Raw genomic sequence first — 17,404 nt, 5'->3', positions numbered from 1 at the left:
TTTTGGCGGCCTGAGCACTGCACTCCGGGCATACGGCCATCCCTGCCCCGGCGGCAGGATCGGCCATCGAGATCGAATTCCGCGCCGTGAATATTGCCTCAGGTTACAGCAGCCGCAGCCACCTGCGGCCGGCGACGGCCGAGCAGAACCAGGATCAGCACGGTCGCGCAGGAAAACACCAGGGTCAGGCCCAGCGCGGCGCGGCCGCCGAACTGGGTGAGCAGAGCGGCAAGGAGCGGCGGCGAGATCGCGGAGGCCAGATTGAGCGGCAGCGCGATCATCGACATCGCCTTGGCGAACTCGGCCTGGTCGTAGAACACGAGCGGGATGGTTGCCCGCGCCACCGCCATCGCGCCGCTGCCGGCGCCATAGAGCAGGATGAAGACCGCGACCGCCCAGGTCGCCCCCTCGCTCAGCATCAGCAGAAGCATGGCGACGGGGAGCGCCGTGCCGGCGACAAGCCCGGTCGTGATTCCGTCCCACCGCCCCCCGCCGAGGAAGTCCAGCCCGCGGGCGCTGACCTGGATCACGCCGAGCATCGAACCGAAGGCGATGGCCTGGGCCGGCGCCAGCCCTTCCGCCCGCAGCAGCTCGATGAGCACGGCGCCGAGACCAAAATTCACGAAGGCGTTCAGCGTGATCGCGATGACGACCAGATTGAAGGTGCCGCGCGGAATCGCAGGCGCATCGGAGGGTTTTGCAGCCGGGCCGCCTTCGTCCTTCGCACCATTCCGGCGCGGCGCGCCGAAGACGTAGAGCGGAAGCGAGACCAGGATCAGCATGGCGGCGTAGACGAGGCAGGTGCCCCGCCAGCCGAAATGGCCGCTGAGAAACGAGGTGGTCGGCCAGAAGATGCTGCTGGAGAGGCCCGTCACCAGCATCAGCGCGCCGATGGCGTTCTTGGCCTGGCGCCCGGCAACCTCGTTGAGCATGATATAGGCACCGGTCGACAGCGTGGCGCTGCCGCCCATGCCGAGAATGACCCAGGCCACGAAATAGAGCATCGGCTCGCGCGCGAAATACAGAACGACGTAGCCCGGCACGGCCACAACGGTGCCCACCATCATCACCTTGCGTGCGCCGTGCCGCGCAAACGCCTTGGCGAGCCAGGGCGCGCACAGCCCCATGGTGACATAAAGCGTGGAGGTGCCCGCAAACACCATCGGCAGGCTCATGCCGAGATCGGCCGCAAGGTCGCGGCCGACGATGGGCGGAAGGCCGATCGTTCCCCATCCGATGAGCTGGGTGATTGCAAGCACCAGCAGGACCCCGATGAGCCTGCCGTCAGATTTCAAGAACCGCATTCCAAACGTCGCCTGCCCGGCAGGCGCAGATCGCGCCTGTGGCACTCGTCTTACCCGGAGACTCAGCGCACGGGAACGCCGGCCGCCGAATGGCAGAAGGCAGCCGGGAGCATGTCAGGAGGAGGCAGTAGCCCCTACCGCGCGATCCCGAGCAGGGATCGCGCCTCGGCCGCGGTCGCGACGCGCCGGCTGTGGCGTGTGACAGCCTCACAGGCGACGGTCACGAGCTCCGCGTTGCTGGCGGCCAGCCGCGTCTTGTCGATCCTGATATTGTCCTCGAGCCCGGTGCGAACCGCGTCCGCGCCGCGCGCGAGGGCCCAGCCCATGACCTCGGCCTGATGGCGTCCGATCCCGGCCGCGGTCCAGGTCGCTTGCGGGATCAGCCGCTTCAGCTCCCCCAGGAGGATGTCGAGGACATGTTCGTCGGCCGGCATCGCGTTCTTGACGCCCATGACGAACTGCACGTGCGGACGCTGGTCGATCAGCCCCGCCTCGATCAGGCGGCGGGCGCCATGCAGATGCGACAGATCGAAGATCTCGATTTCCGGCCGAATCCGACCCGCCTTCATGCTGGTGGCGAGGGTCTCGACCAGGGCGGCGCTGTTCTCGTAGACAATCGTCGGAAAGTTCACCGATCCCGTGGACAGCGAAGCCATGTCCGGCCTCAGATAGAGCGATGATCCCCGCGCCGAAGGATCGCGGCCCCGCCCGCCGGTCGAGAATTGAACGATCATCCCCGGACAATGCTTCCTGATCCCCTCCTGCACCAGGGCAAAGCGCTCCGGGTCGGAGGACGGCGTCTCGTCATCGTTGCGAACATGGATATGGGCAAGCGTGGCGCCGGCCTCGAAGGCCTGGTGCGTCGACTCGATCTGTTCGGACGGCAGGATGGGGACGGCGGGATTGTCCTTCTTGCGCGGAACGGAGCCGGTGATAGCGACGGCAACGACAACGGGGTTCATCCCTAGACCTCATGATGATCGCGCTCGCGCGCCCAAAATTCGAATCGACAATCTCGTAACGCATGGAGCCCTGCCGCTGCAAACATCATCGATCGCAGCGGCAGGTTTCCTCGCGTGCCCGTCAGGTCGGAATTGCGGATGCACCGCTCACCGCTTGCGCGCGCTTCCGTTCATAGTCTGCCCGCACCATCGGAACGGCCTCGGGATTACCGAGATCGTCAATGCTGATCCGATAGGTCTCCCGGGCCGTGAGCGCCGCCAGCGCCGCGATGACCGTGATGCCGAAGGCGATCGCCCCCACCGTCAACGGAATGTTGGCCGAGCCGGGAGGCGCCACGGTCGCAAACAGGGCGGGAAGCAATGCGGTGATGGTCGTTCCGATGTTCTGCGAGATCGCCATCGCCGACACCCGGGTGCGCGTCGGAAACAGCTCCGGGTAAAAGCTCGGGAAGATCGCGTTGTAACCCTGATAGACGACGCCCCACATCAGGAGCGACAGCAGGATCGCGAGCGGCACGTTCTTGATGCTGATGGCATAGAGATAGCCGAAGGCGAGCAAGCCGGAGAGAAGCGCGCCCACGATGATCGGAGGCTTGCGGCCGACCTTGTCGGAGAGATTGCCGACGAAGGGGATGACGAATATGGCCAGCATGTTTCCGAGGACGGGGATCCACAGATAGACGTCCTTGGCAAAACCGATGCCATAGGCCGGCTGGACCGCGTAGGCCGCACCGAAGATGGTCGCAACGACGGGAATGACGTTCATCAGGGCCATGCAGATGACCCTGAGCATGTCGCGCCAGCTCAGCTTGATCGCCTGAACAATGGGCGACCGCGGCGTTTCTCCCCGCTCGCCCTCGCGGGCGAACGCAGGGGTTTCGTCGACTTCGCGGCGAATGATGTAGCCTGCGACGATGACGAAGAAGCTGAGCAGGAAGGGAATCCGCCAGCCCCAGCTGTTGAAGGCCTCGGTCGGCATATAGGCCGCCAGCGGCAGGAAGACTGCGGCCGCGAGAATTTGTCCGGCCTGCACGCCCTGAAGGGCGAAGCTCGCGTAGAAGCCCCGCCGACCGAACGGCGCGTGCTCCAGGATCATCGAGCTCGCGCCGGAGATTTCACCGGCCACGGCAAATCCCTGCACAAGGCGCAGGATGACGAGCAGGATCGGCGCCAGGATGCCGACCTGGTGATAGGTCGGCAGAAAGCCAACGGCCATGGTCGAGATGCCCATCAGGAACATGCAGACGATGAGAACAGTCTTGCGGCCATGGGTGTCGCCCCAATGTCCGAGGACAAAGGCGCCGATCGGCCGGGCCACATATCCAACACCATAGGTCGCCAGCGATGCGACGATGGCGACGGTGGGATTCTCCGACGGGAAGAAGATCTGCGGGAAGATCAGCGACGCGGCGGTCGCGTAGATGAAGAAGTCATAATATTCGAGAGCCGACCCGATCCAGCCGCTCGCAGCAGCCTTCCTGGACTGACTCATGCCGTGGATCGCGCGGGTCGTGACCATTTCAAAATTCCTCCCTGGTTTGATGACGTCCCGTTGGCGGGCTTCGTTGAACAATCGGACAGCAATTACCGGGCGCTCTGCGGAGTTTCGCGAGCGCTTGTCACTGCCGATACGTCTGATTGCATGCGAGAATAGAGCTTCACCGGGCTAACACAATTACCCAGTTAAGCGATAAACCTAACATGATGTTATCTAGGCCGGAGCGTCTGCCTCAGTCATGTTCGCGGAGGAAGCCGCCCGCCTCGATTTCAACGCGGGCGCCGAGGTCACGATCGGGATCGCCGCGCGGCGCGGCCGGCTGATCGTGTGACGAAGCTAAGGCGCGATGAGATCTGGATGAGTCGTCATCGCGCTTTGGATTGTCGTTGACCCATCATCTTCCCGGAAAACCGCTTCGCACTTTTCCGGATCATGCTTTAGCTGCCGAGCGCGTTCTCGCCGGCTTCGCGGCCGGGGACGCTGACATGGACCTCATGGCCCTGGCGCAGCGCCAGCGAGGCGGCCGCCACCGCCGATTCGAATGCCGATTCCTTGGTGGCATATTTGCCGTTGATGTTGCCGTCGTGCAGAACGCCCCATTCGTCCTTGACCGGTACGATCGCATATTGAGCAAGACCCATCGTCAATCTCCCTGGCATTGAAAAATCATCTCCAGCCGGCAAACCTATCGCTGCGTGAGCTGCGGATGCGCCGCGTACCTGGTTGTCGAGGAAGCCGGTGACGACGTCCTGCAGCGCGCCGATGAAGCACGCGATCGGGATCGGCACCAGCATCGGATGAATCGGGTGGCCCGCCATTTGCGCGGTGGTGCGCACGCGCAGGTCTTGCTGCACGGTCGGCCTCGTCCGGCTTTTCGCCCTGCCCGACCGGGCAACTCGTGCTTGCGGCGAAGGTTCCTACTCTTGCGCTGTCACCGGCGCGCCGGCCTGATACGCCGCATAGGCGCGCTTCAAGCCATCGTGAAGCGAGGTCGTCGCGCGCCAGCCGAGTTTCGTGAGGCGGCTGACATCGAGCAGCTTGCGCGGCGTGCCGTCGGGCCGCGAGGTGTCGAAGGAGATCTCGCCGCGGTAGCCGACGACCTCGGCAACGACGCGCGCGAATTCGGCGATGGTGATGTCCTCGCCGCTGCCGATGTTGATCAGCTCGGCAGCCGAATAGGTCTTCATCAGGTGCACGCAGGCATCCGCCATGTCGTCGACATAGAGGAACTCGCGCCGCGGCGTGCCGGTGCCCCACACGACGACGCTTCCGGCGCCCGCAACCTTGGCCTCGTGGAAGCGGCGGATCAGCGCGGCGACGACGTGGCTCATTTCGGGGTGATAATTGTCGCCGGGGCCGTAGAGATTGGTCGGCATCACGTTGATGAAGTCGCATCCATATTGGCTGCGATAGGCCTCCGCCATCTTGATGCCGGCGATCTTGGCGATCGCATAGGGCTCGTTGGTCGGCTCCAGCGGACCGGTGAGTACGGAATCCTCGCGCAGCGGCTGCGGCGCCAGCTTCGGATAGATGCAGGAGGAGCCGAGGAACATCAGCTTCTCGGCGCCGTTTTGATGCGCGGCGTGGATCACGTTGGCCGCGATCGCGATGTTGTCGTAGATGAACTCTGCGCGCAGCGTGTCGTTGGCGACGATGCCGCCGACCTTGGCCGCGGCGAGGAACACGACCTGCGGCCGCACCTTTGCGAACCAGTCGAACACGGCGGCCTGGTTGCAGAGATCGACCTCGCGACGGTCCACCGTGACGAGCTTGACATCCTCGCTTGCGAGCCGGCGCACCAGCGCGCTGCCGACCATGCCGCGATGGCCGGCGACGTAGACGCTCTTGCCCTTCAGCTCAAACAGAGCGTTTGCCATGAGCTGCGTCCCGCTTCGCCTCGGCCAGATCGTTTGCCATCATCTCCTCGACGAGCTGGGCAAAGCTCCGCTTCGGCTTCCAGCCGAGCACCTCTCGCGCCTTGCTGGCATCGCCGATGAGGAGATCGACCTCGGTGGGACGGAAATAGGTCGGATCGATCTTCACCACCGTCTTGCCGCTCTTGGCATCGACACCGGTCTCCTCGACGCCTGCGCCACGCCATGCGATGCGCCGGCCGACCTGCGCGAACGACAATTCGACCATCTCCCGCACCGAGCGCGTCTCACCGGTGGCGAGTACGAAGTCGTCGGGCTTGTCGGCCTGGAGGATCTTGTGCATGCCCTCGACATAGTCCTTGGCATGCCCCCAGTCGCGCTTGGCCTCGAGATTGCCGAGATAGAGCGTCTCCTCCAATCCCACCTCGATGCGGGCGACGCCGCGCGTGATCTTGCGGGTGACAAAAGTCTCGCCGCGGATCGGGCTCTCGTGGTTGAACAGGATGCCGTTGGAGGCGAACATGCCGTAGGCCTCGCGGTAGTTCACCGTGATCCAGTAGCCGTAGAGCTTGGCGACGCCGTAAGGCGAGCGCGGATAGAACGGCGTCGTCTCCTTTTGCGGGATCTCCTGCACGAGGCCGTAGAGCTCGGAGGTCGAGGCCTGGTAGAACCGCGTCTCCTTCTCCATGCCGAGGATGCGGATCGCTTCCAGCAGCCGCAGCACGCCGATCGCGTCGGCGTTGGCGGTGTATTCCGGGCTCTCGAAGCTCACGGCGACGTGGCTCTGGGCGGCGAGATTGTAGATCTCGGTCGGCCGGATCTGCTGCACCAGGCGAATCAGATTGGTCGAGTCCGTCATGTCGCCGTAATGCATCAGGAACGGCACGTTGCCGACATGCGGATCCTGATAGAGGTGATCGACCCGCGCGGTGTTGAACGAAGACGAGCGCCGCTTGATGCCGTGCACGACATAGCCGAGCGACAGCAGATATTCGGCGAGATAAGCGCCGTCCTGGCCGGTCACGCCGGTGATGAGAGCGATCCGCTCAGTCATTGCTATCCCGATCTCCTGGTACCCATTGGCGGGGCGGTCCGCGCGTTCGTGGCCGTCGATGTGACGCCCTTCTTTGACAGAACGGCCGCCCCGGTCAACTCGTACGGGACGCAATGGAGATTGGAGCGGGTGAAGCGCTCCGGTTCAATTCTCCGTACCTGTTTTTATACGTAATTCCAACAAGTTGCGACGTTCCCGTTTTCGTCGAGCGCTTCCCCCATTCAAACACGCCGCTCTGAAGTTTCGTCATTGTGCGGCGATTCTGCCGGCGTTTGATCGACGCCAAAGAGACGCCAAGGAAACGGCATTTGCTGCTCCCGAGCGACGGCGATCGGGCGACCGTTGGGATCATGCGGCGTGGCGGGAGGTCCTGGACCATCCCGCTCATACGCCGGTCGGGGGAGAGAGACGGACTGCACTCTGAGATTTAGCCAGAGGAGGGATCTGCCGAATTTCCGCATGCTCGGCACGGATCCTCGAATGGAATTGAATTCGGGAATTATTCGTCGTCCGACGTCTTCACGTTGGATCCCTTCCCTCGGCGGAGCTTTCTGATGAATGCCGCGATCGCATCGTAAGCTTGCAGCAACGGCGGGCTCAGAGAAAAGAAGGTGCCGATCGCGATTGCAATGATTGCATGACGAAGCGAAAAACCCTCGTCCTCTTCCAGCTGGCTATTCGGATTGATCAATGCGGGTGACAGCCCGCTCTGTCCTCTCTCGCCAGTCGGCCTCCGCGACTTCCGCGGAGGGATCATGATCACGACGAAGAGAACATTGATGAGCAGCCAAATGCCGAGAATAATAAGCAGAGTACGCATCGGAAATCCGAAGAATATAAATGGAATGAAATAGCCACGTCACGCCTGCGTACATTCGTTCACGCTTCCGTCACAATCATCTAGGTGCCTTGCCGGACGCAAGCAAAAAGCGCGCATTCCTCCCCTCAGGAGCGTGCAGCTCGGCGGGCACAGCGCTGTTTCAACCGGACGGCTGATGCCGGACGGTGGTCGGCACTCATATGGGCGCTTGCCGCCACACCACGGGCCCCGCGGAACCGACGGACGAAGCAGCGCTAACGCTCGGCTCCACCTGCTTGCAACGATGGCTATGATGACAAGTGCGGAAGCCGGCCCGCGGGCTCATTCGGACGATGGGTTGAGCCCGAAGCCCGGCTTCTGTTCCCCAACTCCGTTCCCCAACAGAGAATCGTCGGTCGGCGGAACAGCACCTCATGCGGCATCGTGGATCGACAACAACCTGGGAGGTAAAACGGCACGGGGGAAAACCAGACCGCGCCCGAGGTCGGCGCCGCTCCCCATCCGAAAAGAGAGGTATTATTGCACCTGTATATGCCTCCGACGTGGCATAAATGCGACAACCCCGTACATTTGCTCAATTTTCCCGCATTGTGCCTAGCTTGTCGGTGCAGTCCTTGCGAGACTTCGAGCAATTTCATGGGGGACCCCGCGACCGAATTCCGGAAACGGGCGGAGGTAAAATTGCTCAAGCACATTCTCGTTTTCACAGCATTTGCACTGGTTCCGTGCGGCGGCGCGTCCGCCGAACCGTTCTCGATCAATGACGCGTTGAAACAGGCCGTCCGCACCAATCCCGGAGTCGGTGAAGCGTCGGCCAACCGCCGCGCAACCGAGAGCGAGCTTCGCCAGACCCAGAGCACGCTGCTTCCGCAGGTGCGCGTAGAAGCGCGCTGGGGTCCCGAAAAGTTCGACCAGAGCGCTGCCGTGTCAACCAGCACCGCCCTGCCCGTCCCGGTCGCCGGAAGCGGCTCATGGCGAAACGGATCGCAGGAATCCGTCGTCGTCCGGCAGGTCTTGTTCGACGGCTTTGCCTCGATTCACGACATCTGGCGGCAGACGGCGCGCGTCAACGCCGCGGCTTTCCGCGTTCGCGAGCGTACCGAATTGATCGCTCTGGACGCAGCGGAAGCCTATGTCGACGTCGTGCGCTATTTGCGACTGGTCACGCTCAGCGAGCAGAACGTCGTCACCCACGAGAAGATATTCGCCAACGTCAACACGCGCTTTTCCGGCGGACGCGCCGGTGAAGGCGATCTCGAACAGGCCCGCGAACGGGTCGAAAATGCCCGCGCGACGCTCGCCGAATTCCGCCGGAGCCTGGAAGAGTCCCGCGCAAAGTTCCGCAAGGTCGTCGGACTTGAGCCCATCAATCTTCGCTTCCCGGGACCGCTGGGCGGCTTGCCGACGACCCGCGACGAGGCCCTTGCAACCACGGTACGGTTCAACCCGACCATTCAGGCCGCGCAGGCCGACGCCGACGCGGCAAAGCATGCATTTCGCGTGACGGACGGCGCTTTTGTTCCGACCTTCTCGCTCGAGGGCCGGGCAACACACAACGACAATACGTACCCCTATCTTGGCGTTACGCACGACGACTACAGCGGCAAGGTTGTCATGTCCTGGGATGTCTTCCGCGGCGGTCAGGATGTCTGGCGACGGTCGGAGATGTCCGAGCGCTACGTCGAAAGTACTGCGCGGCATGCACGCCTTCAGCGCGATGCAATCGAATCCATCGACAAGGCCTGGGCAGCGCGGACGGTCACCGCGACACGCATCGCCGCGCTGACGCGGCAACTCGAGGCTGATCGCAAGACGATTGCGGCATTCCAGAAGGAATATGAGCTTGGCCAGCGTTCGCTGATCGACCTTTTGAATGCCCAGAACCAGTATTTTAACACGCTGGTTTCGTTGACTTCGGCTCGCGGCGTCGTGGTGTTCGCCGACTATCAACTTTTGGCGGCGATGGGCACGTTGCTCGAATATTTGAAATCGCCGCCGCCCGTTGATGCAGCGCCGATGGATCTTGGGATCTTCGCAACGCCCGACTACAGGGCGCCGACGCTCCGCGTGAAGCTGCCCCAGACCGGTTCCGAGCCGCTGAACGTCCCGGTGCCCGCACCGGAACGGGTTACCGCCCGTCTGGGCTACGCGAGCGAAGCGCCCGAGCCTGAGGCGTTCAAGAATCGATGGCCGTCGCGTTCCAATCAGCCGACCCTGCTGGGAGCATCCGAATGGATCACGCAGCAGCGAAGCACCGGCGATCCGGTCATACTGCACACCTCTCCCGTTTCCGCGTACGCGGCCGATAGAAAGCCGCACTGGCTGGCGACGGCATTCGAGCCAGCTCAAAGATAGTGCCAGTTCCGCGAGTACAGTCGGGTCCGTGATCGGCGAAAGGCGGTTCGAAGATTAACCTTTAGTTGTGCTTTTGCCGATTTACCAAATGATTCCGTGCGTTTTCCGCTATGCTGGAATGACGGTTCGCTTTTCGCTCCGCACCATTTCATTTTGGACATTCGCATTTGTTGTTTCGAGCATCCGAGTCAACGCGCATGCATGGCCACCCCATTGCGGAGCGAGCCGTTGCGTCTGAACCGAAGCAAGCGACAGGTCGCCTCGAAAGCGACGACCCACTTGCATCATCGCTCATTTACCTGGCGTCGTATCACGGCCGCGCCGTTAGCCGCGAGGCACTGCTAGGCGGCCTGCCGATCCTCGATGGTCGGCTATCAGTTCCCCTCTATGACCGTGCGGCTCAGCGCGCGGGCCTCCAGACCGAAGCCGTCAAGCGCGACATTGCCGATATTCCCGCGCTGGTGCTGCCGGCCGTCCTTATCATGAAGAATGGGACGACGCTGATCCTGCTGGAGTTCGACAAATCCGGAAGCAATGTCAAAGTCCTCAATCCGTCCCTGACGGCCGGTCTCCCTGAGCTTCACGCGATCCAGGCCATCTCGGCCGACTACACCGGATACGCATTCTTCGTCAGGGCGGCGGTCGAGAGCAACGCGCGCGCCGTCGCTGCTGGCGATCTGCCGCAAAGCCATTGGTTTTGGTCGGTGGTCAAGTTGCATTGGCGCAGCTACGGTCACATCGCGCTTGCAGCCTTCCTGATAAATATGCTCGCGTTGGCGACGCCCCTCTTCACCATGAGCGTCTACGACCGCGTCGTTCCCAATGGCGCGCTTCCTTCGTTGATTGCCCTGTCGATCGGAATGGGGCTCGCGATTGCGTTCGACTTCATCTTCCGGACGGTTCGCAGCCGCATGATCGATGTCACCGGCAAGACGATCGACGTCATCCTCGCTGCCAACATTTTCGAGCACGTGATGGGCGTGAAGATGGCGCAGCGCCCCTCTTCGGTGGGCATCCTCGCCAATCAGTTGCGCGACTTCGATTCAGTGCGCGAGTTCTTCACGTCCGGCAGCGTCGTGTCCGCGACGGATCTGCTGTTTGCCATGCTGTTTGTCGGGATCCTCTTTGTGATCGCCGGGCCGCTGGCCTGGATACCCCTGGTGATGCTGCCGGTGATGCTCCTGATCGGCTTGGCACTGCAGCGCCCGCTGGACCGGGCCATGAAACGCCAGCAGGCTGAAGCTGCGGCACGTCACGGCGTGCTGGTCGAATCGCTCTCCGGCCTCGAGACGATACGCGCGACCGGCGCCGAAGCCCGCATGCAAACGGCCTGGGAGCGATCCGTCGCAGCAACGGCCCGCTCGGGCGAAGACGTCCATTTCTGGGCCTCGCTCGCGCTGACGAGCGCCAATACGGCCCAACAGCTCACCAGCCTCGCCCTGATCGTCGTCGGCGTATTCCTCATACTCGACGGCAAGCTCACGGTCGGAGCGCTGGTGGCGGCAAACATGCTGGCGGGGCGCGTTCTGGCACCGATCGCCGGGATCGCGTCGGTGATCACGCGCGGAACGCAGACGCTGAGCTCGTTGAAGGCCATCGATCGCATTATGTCGCTGGAGCGCGAGCGATCCCCTACGCGTGCCTATGTCTCGCGACAAATCCGTGAAGGCGCGATCGCTTTCGACGGCGTCAGCTTCACTTACCCCAATGCGCCCGGCAAGGCCCTCGACAAGGTATCCTTCAAGATCGAAGGCGGCGAGAAGGTCGGCATCATCGGACGCATCGGATCCGGCAAGACGACTGTGGGGCGCCTTCTGCTCGGCTTCTATGAGGCGCAGGAGGGCCGTATCCTCGTCGATGGTGTCGATTCGCGGCAATACGATCCGTCCGACCTGCGGTCCGGGGTTGGCTTTGCGATGCAGGACACCGAGCTGTTCTTCGGAAAGCTGCGCGACAACATCGCGCTGGGCAAACCCGAGGCCACCGACGAGGAAGTCCTGGCCGCGGCACGGTTGGCGGGCGTCGAGACGTTCATCGCGGGCCATCCCATGGGCTACGACATGCCCATTTCGGAAGGCGGCCGGAGCCTCTCAGGCGGCCAGAAGCAGGCGATCGGCCTTGCGCGGGTGCTCATCAGGAAGCCGCGGATATTGTTTCTGGACGAACCGACCGCTCATTTCGACATTCGCAGCGAAGCCGAATTTCTCGAGCGCCTGAGGGCGCTGCGCGAAGAGCAGATCACCATTCTGATCTCGACGCATCGCCTCTCACTGCTGAATATGGTCGACCGCCTGTTGCTGTTCGACAACGGCCGGCTGATTGCCGACGGCCCCCGCGACAAGGTTCTCGCGCTCCTGCAGGGCAAGCCGGCGCCATCGACGCCGAGCCAGAACCCGACGGCTGCCGAGCAACCCGCCTCACCCATGGCCAGAACCAATGTCGTCTGATTTCGCATTTGCCAACGATGTTCGGGCCGCCGCCGCGCTTCGCGCGCCGCGGACCTCCCGCATGCTGCTTGTCGCATCCCTTGCCATGCTCGCCACGTTCCTGACCTGGGCTCATTTCGCCGTGCTGGACGAGGTCAAGCGAGGAAATGGCCGCGTTGTACCCGCGCGCCAGATGCAGGTGGTGCAGTCGCTCGAAGGCGGGATCGTCGGCGATATCCTCGTCCAGGAGGGATCGATCGTCCAGCAGGGCCAATCCCTGATGCGCATCGACGATACGAAGTTTGCATCCGAATTCGGCGAGATCAGGGAACGGCGGGCTGCGATGGCGGCCCGTGTCACCAGACTTGAGGCCGAAGCCAGAGGAAAGGGCGAACTGATCTTTCCCGATCAGCTTGACCAGGTGGTGCCGTCGGCCGTGGCCACGGAAAGCAGTGTGTTCAAGATGCGCGCGCAGAAACTGGCGCAGGATGTCGACGTCCTGAACCAGCAGGTGGCCCGGCTCGGCGGCACACTCAAACTGCTGGATCGGGAGCTGGCGTTGACGCGCAAGCTGTACGAGCAAAAGGTGGTGCCGGAAATCGAGATGTTGCGGCTCGACCGCCAGGCGACCGAGATGCGAGGACAACTCGCGGAGGCCCAATCCAAGATCGCGAGCACGATCTCCTCCTTCCGCTCCCAGGCGGACGAGGATCTTGCGAAGTCCAAGGGCGATCTGGCCGTGCTCGATGAAAATATCAAATCAGCGCAGGACCGGGTCCGGCGAACCGACCTGAAAGCGCCGGTGCATGGCATCGTCAACAAGCTGAACGTGACCACGGTGGGGGCGGTCGTGCAGCCCGGCGCCAACGTGATGGACATCGTTCCCCTCGACGACACGCTGCTGGTCGAAGGTCGCATCAAGCCGCAGGACATCGCCTTCATCCGGCCCGGCCAGGACGCGGTGGTGAAGATCTCGGCCTACGATTCCTCGGTCTATGGCTCGCTGAAGGGCAAGGTCGAGCGGATCAGCGCCGACACGATCGTCGACGACAAGGCCGAGAAGACGCCGGAGCGCCAGGAGAGCTTCTACCGCGTCATGGTGCGGACAGAGAAGAACCACCTGGGCACGGAGCAGAAGCCGCTTCCGATCATTCCCGGCATGGTCGCGACGGTCGAGGTGCTGACCGGCGAGAAGTCGGTTCTCGATTATCTGGTGAGGCCGGCCCGCACACTTCGCGACGAAGCCCTGCGCGAGCGTTGAGGCTTCGCCAAGGTTAACGGAGCGCAAAGGTCGCGGCGACAATTTGCCGGTCCCTCGAAGCGCGGGATTGACCGCCTTTGCGACAAGACCGCCGCCCTCCCCCTGATTTAACCTCGTCTAAGCGTCGCAGACCTCAGTCTCGATCCGACAACAGGATCGGGGCGTGGATCGACGCGATAGACGTTGACGACGCTCCCGGCGCAGGGGACGTCGTCTATGACACTGCATTGGGAACTGCAGCGGAAAGGCCTGTGCGCGCTTGGCGCAGCGCTGGCTGCATTGATCGTTGCCAGCGTGACATCGCCTGTCCGGGCCGATGACGCCTCGGCTCAGGACGTCTTGGCTCAGGACGCTCAGGAAACTCTCGCACCCGGCATTGACGCAGCAGCGCGAGCACCGGCGACGTTCTTCCGCATCAACGACGTGCTGGCGAAGCTCGATGCCATGCGCGGCCGCGGGCCGAATGCAGTCCGCCTCGCGGCGCTGACGCCTTCCAACATCGCGACCGACGCGGCTCCTGAGCCGAGGCCCGCGCCGGCGAAAGGCGACGAGCCGTTTGGCCTCTTCACCTTCCGCGCGCCCGAAGGCCTGTTGTGGCAGAAATGGCGGGGCCTCGAAACCAGGCTGGCGAGGGATGCAGAGACACTGAGAGACTGCCAGACCGACGCCGGCAACTGCCCCTCCAACGCCGCCCAGTTCCTGCGATTAATCGGCGCCGTCAGATCGAAATCGGGACGCGCAAGGCTCGATGAGGCCAACCGCGCGGTCAACATGGCCGTCCGCTACGTGAGCGACTATGCGCAGCATGGCGAGGCCGATCGCTGGAGCTCGCCGCTGGAGACCTTCGCGACCGCAAAGGGTGATTGCGAAGACTATGCGATCGCAAAATACGTCGCACTGCGCGAAGCCGGATTTCCGCGCGAGGATCTCCGGCTCGTGCTGGTCCGTGACCGCGCCGTGCGGCAGGACCACGCCGTGCTCGCCGCGCGCCTCGACGGGCAGTGGCTCGTGCTGGACAACCGGCGCTCCGAGCTGATCGAGGATTCGGGGGCGACGAACCTGGCCCCGCTGTTCGCCATCGACCACGCCGGCGTCCACTTGTTCGCCGCACCCTACGCTCAGCGCCAGCTATCCGGACCCGCGGAAGCAACGCCGGCTGCCAGCGACGAAGCGACGGAATGGGGCAACGCGGACGTCGCTGCCGGCGCGGCCTGGCCCGGCCCACTCCCGCTGCTAATGTGAGACAAAGAGAAAGCGGCTCTCATCGAGCCGCTTTCCGGTACCGTCAGCGTCAGCCCAACTGCTAGGCCTGCGCGGCGTGATTCACCTGCAGATCGTTGTCGATGAACAGGCTTGCCGTCGCCGTTGCCACGGTCGAGCCCGTCGGAATCCACTGATGGAAGACCTGCCCGCCAGAGGAGGTGAAGGTGTTGGCCGACTCGGTCCACCCCCCGGCTCCCGTCGCAAGCTGCACATCGTCACCGGCAGAACCGACAATGAAGAGCGAATGCGCCGTCGTCGAAGCGCTGTTGGTCGCCTCAGTGATGGCGGTGACCTTGGCGATCGATAGTCCATTGAGCTCGGTTCCGTAGAGCGAACTTGCGAGCGGATCGTCGGTGATCAGGATCGATTCCAGATTGGTGAGGCTCGCACCCGACAGGTCAACTCCATAGAGATGGACACCTCCCACCGTGTGGGCATTGCCAGATGACAGGCCGTTGGCCGACGCACTGCTGATCTCCAGCGACGAGTTATAGATCGCTCCGTCATCGATGCGCAGAATGTCGAAGCCGCTGCCGCCATCGATCGTGGTCGACGGGTGGTACACGAGAATGTCGTTGCCAGCTCCGCCGCTCTCCACGTTACCCGGAGAACCCGCCGCATTCAGAAGGTCGGCATCATTGCTGCCCGACGCGGTCGCGTTCTTACCATCCACATACGTCATGTTGTAGGTGTTGGTGTTGGCTGACGGATCCGAGATGCTGTCGCCGTTGGTGTGAGAGTCATGTGAATCCGTGCCGGTCACGCCAGCGGCATTGTTCGTCGTCATGACCGCAGTGAAACCGGCACTGACGCTGCCGCCGCTGATCCCGATCTGAGGGTGCCCAGACGCCTCGTCGATATGCGTGCCGTTGAGTGTGAAGTTGGTCACACCGATCTTTGAAGTGTCGAACGGGGCATCGAGCGAGACCAGGAAGTGGTCCGCTCCCGAGATGTTGAAACCGGCGTCCGAGGTGACGTTGCCCTGCTGGCCCTGCGCGTTGGTGATCACCAGCTGTGAGTAGGCGTCGAGCGGGTGCTCCTGGTCGACGAACGTCAGGATCATGTCCTGGGCGGACTGGTTCGAGTTGGTGACGATTGTGCCCGACAGCAGCCGCGCAGCCGGGATACCGGTCGTATCGGTGAAGGCCGCCACGTTGTCGGTGGTGAGATCGGCGTTGCTCGCGCCGACCCCACCGCCATGCAGCGTGGTCTCGGTTGCAGTCGCCGTGGCCGTGAAGTTCAGCGTGCTTGGCAGCGTGCCCGTCGCCGGCGCGGTCACCGCAAAGGTCAGGTCGATCGTGGCGGTCTGGTTGGCGTTCGGATTGAGACCTGTATCCTGGGGGACGATGACATGGATGTCACCCGTCGCCGAAGCGTAGGTGTAGCTGAACGTCGTGGGGGCACCGTTGTAGGTGCCAGCGATCGTGCCGCTTGCCAAGAGGCCGGCCGTGAACCCGCTCTGGAGATGGATATCCAGCGTGTGGCTCTCCGAGCCGTCGTGAACGTCGCCGAACATGGCCTTGACTTGCAGCGCTCCGGTTTCGCCGTTGCTGAAGGCCGAATTGGAATCGCTCGGCGAGTCGGTCACGAAGATCATGTGTGTCTGGCCGGCGACCACGGTCGGCATGTCCGCGACGGCGTCGACATAGATCGTGCCCGGCGTTGCCGCGCTGGTGGCGGTCGTTGCCCCCTGTGCGGCGGTGGCCGTCATCGAGATGCTCGCGTCCACATCGGTGTTCAGCGGCGGCGTCATCGCCACCGAGACCGTCTCGGCTGTGCCGGCCGCGGCGCCGCTGATGCTGAAGGTCAGCACGCCGCCACCGGAGTCGAAGGTTGCGGTCACAGTCGCACCGTTGACCGAGGCCGTGGATGTATCGACGCTCCAGCCCGTGAGGCCCGACACGACGACCTGGGTGACATGCGAGCCGGCGCTGACGGGCGTAGCCGTGAACTGGAACACCTCCTGGGTGTCTTCCGGCACGGCGACGTTGCTGCCGACCGCAACGGTCGGCGCGTACACGACTGGCACCGAGGTCGTTCCGGTCGTCAGCAGCTGCTCGTATTCGCTGCCACCGCTGAAGACTCCGGTGATGGAATCGGCGATCGACGTCTGATTAGTGATCTGCGCGTCGGTGTAGTTGGTCGTCACCGAACCGCTCGCCTGCCCGGCGACGATCGTGACGTGCTCACCGTTGGCCAGGGTCAACACCAAATCGGTCTTAGGAGTGAACGGTGTCAGCCCGCTCGTCAGCGTCACCGTGTAGGTGACCGAGCCGCCGAACTCGGAGATGCCGGCGGTGGAGGTCGTCAAGGTGGCTGTAACGGAATCGAGCGTGTCGTTGACATGCGCCGTCGCCGCCGCGGTGCCGACCACCAGCTTCTCGAAGTTGCCCCCGGTCGCATTGCTGATGGTCGCCGTCAGCTGGCTGGCGTCAAGGTAGACGTCCTCGCCATTGCCCGACGCAATCGTCAGCGTGCCCGTGGTCTGGCCATCGTGGATCGTGATGGCGCCCTGGTCGGTCGTGATGACCGTATCGCCGTGCGAGACGTTCGACAGCGTCGCCGTGAACACGTAGTTCGCGATCCC

The 17,404-nt window shown here is 63.4% G+C and carries 12 protein-coding genes and 1 pseudogene; 4 read left to right on the top strand and 9 right to left on the bottom strand.

The window, feature by feature from the left end; translation table 11 throughout:
• Window positions 1-98 precede the first annotated feature (98 nt).
• The 8 genes and pseudogenes from A3M7_RS0141245 to A3M7_RS45735 form a co-directional block, all read right to left on the bottom strand.
• Entirely contained in the window at window positions 99-1,304 is a 1,206-nt protein-coding gene (locus A3M7_RS0141245) for an MFS transporter (protein ID WP_027549145.1), read from the bottom strand.
• A 134-nt stretch (window positions 1,305-1,438) separates the two neighbouring features.
• Window positions 1,439-2,266: a 3-keto-5-aminohexanoate cleavage protein gene (locus A3M7_RS0141240; protein WP_027549144.1), complete on the bottom strand. Its 828-nt coding sequence runs from the start codon at window positions 2,264-2,266 to the stop codon at window positions 1,439-1,441.
• 121 nt (window positions 2,267-2,387) lie between these two features.
• Window positions 2,388-3,785, bottom strand: coding sequence for an MFS transporter (locus A3M7_RS0141235; RefSeq protein ID WP_027549143.1), 1,398 nt, complete (start codon window positions 3,783-3,785; stop codon window positions 2,388-2,390).
• Between the two features lie 416 nt (window positions 3,786-4,201).
• A complete protein-coding gene (locus A3M7_RS0141225) occupies window positions 4,202-4,405 on the bottom strand; it encodes a hypothetical protein (protein ID WP_027549142.1) in 204 nt (67 codons plus the stop codon).
• Between the two features lie 107 nt (window positions 4,406-4,512).
• Window positions 4,513-4,582 (bottom strand): annotated as a pseudogene (locus A3M7_RS51480) (DUF2231 domain-containing protein); the annotation flags it as partial.
• A gap of 99 nt (window positions 4,583-4,681) precedes the next feature.
• Entirely contained in the window at window positions 4,682-5,641 is a 960-nt protein-coding gene (locus tag A3M7_RS0141220) for a GDP-L-fucose synthase (RefSeq protein ID WP_027549141.1), read from the bottom strand.
• Window positions 5,622-6,692 (bottom strand): GDP-mannose 4,6-dehydratase, encoded by a 1,071-nt coding sequence (gene gmd, locus A3M7_RS0141215; RefSeq protein WP_027549140.1) that lies wholly within the window; start codon window positions 6,690-6,692, stop codon window positions 5,622-5,624. Before gmd ends, A3M7_RS0141220 begins: the two co-directional genes overlap by 20 nt.
• A 499-nt stretch (window positions 6,693-7,191) precedes the next feature.
• Window positions 7,192-7,512 (bottom strand): hypothetical protein, encoded by a 321-nt coding sequence (locus A3M7_RS45735; RefSeq protein WP_049824016.1) that lies wholly within the window; start codon window positions 7,510-7,512, stop codon window positions 7,192-7,194.
• Window positions 7,513-8,148: 636 nt separating this feature from the next.
• Between A3M7_RS45735 and A3M7_RS0141205 the strand changes: the two genes are divergently transcribed.
• The 4 genes from A3M7_RS0141205 (at window position 8,149) to A3M7_RS0141190 (ending at window position 14,796) form a co-directional block, all read left to right on the top strand.
• Window positions 8,149-9,867 carry a TolC family outer membrane protein gene (locus A3M7_RS0141205; RefSeq protein WP_027549139.1) on the top strand — a complete coding sequence of 573 codons (1,719 nt, stop codon included), beginning with the start codon at window positions 8,149-8,151 and terminating at the stop codon, window positions 9,865-9,867.
• Between the two features lie 197 nt (window positions 9,868-10,064).
• A complete protein-coding gene (locus tag A3M7_RS0141200; protein ID WP_027549138.1) occupies window positions 10,065-12,314 on the top strand; it encodes a type I secretion system permease/ATPase in 2,250 nt (749 codons plus the stop codon).
• The gene (locus A3M7_RS0141195) at window positions 12,304-13,554 is read left to right on the top strand and encodes an HlyD family type I secretion periplasmic adaptor subunit (RefSeq protein WP_027549137.1); all 1,251 of its coding nucleotides are present in this window, start codon (window positions 12,304-12,306) and stop codon (window positions 13,552-13,554) included. The genes A3M7_RS0141200 and A3M7_RS0141195 overlap by 11 nt, the downstream gene beginning before the upstream one ends.
• Before the next feature lie 216 nt (window positions 13,555-13,770).
• Entirely contained in the window at window positions 13,771-14,796 is a 1,026-nt protein-coding gene (locus A3M7_RS0141190) for a transglutaminase-like cysteine peptidase (RefSeq protein WP_027549136.1), read from the top strand.
• 61 nt (window positions 14,797-14,857) lie between these two features.
• Here A3M7_RS0141190 and A3M7_RS0141185 read toward each other — a convergent pair.
• A partial coding sequence (locus A3M7_RS0141185) for an immunoglobulin-like domain-containing protein (protein WP_027549135.1) occupies window positions 14,858-17,404 on the bottom strand: 2,547 nt, incomplete at its 5' end.

Source organism: Bradyrhizobium sp. WSM2254 (assembly GCF_000472645.1).
Taxonomy (GTDB): Bacteria; Pseudomonadota; Alphaproteobacteria; order Rhizobiales; family Xanthobacteraceae; genus Bradyrhizobium; species Bradyrhizobium niftali.
The sequence above is the reverse complement of the archived record's forward strand: the minus strand, read 5'-3'. Positions and strand labels throughout refer to the sequence as shown.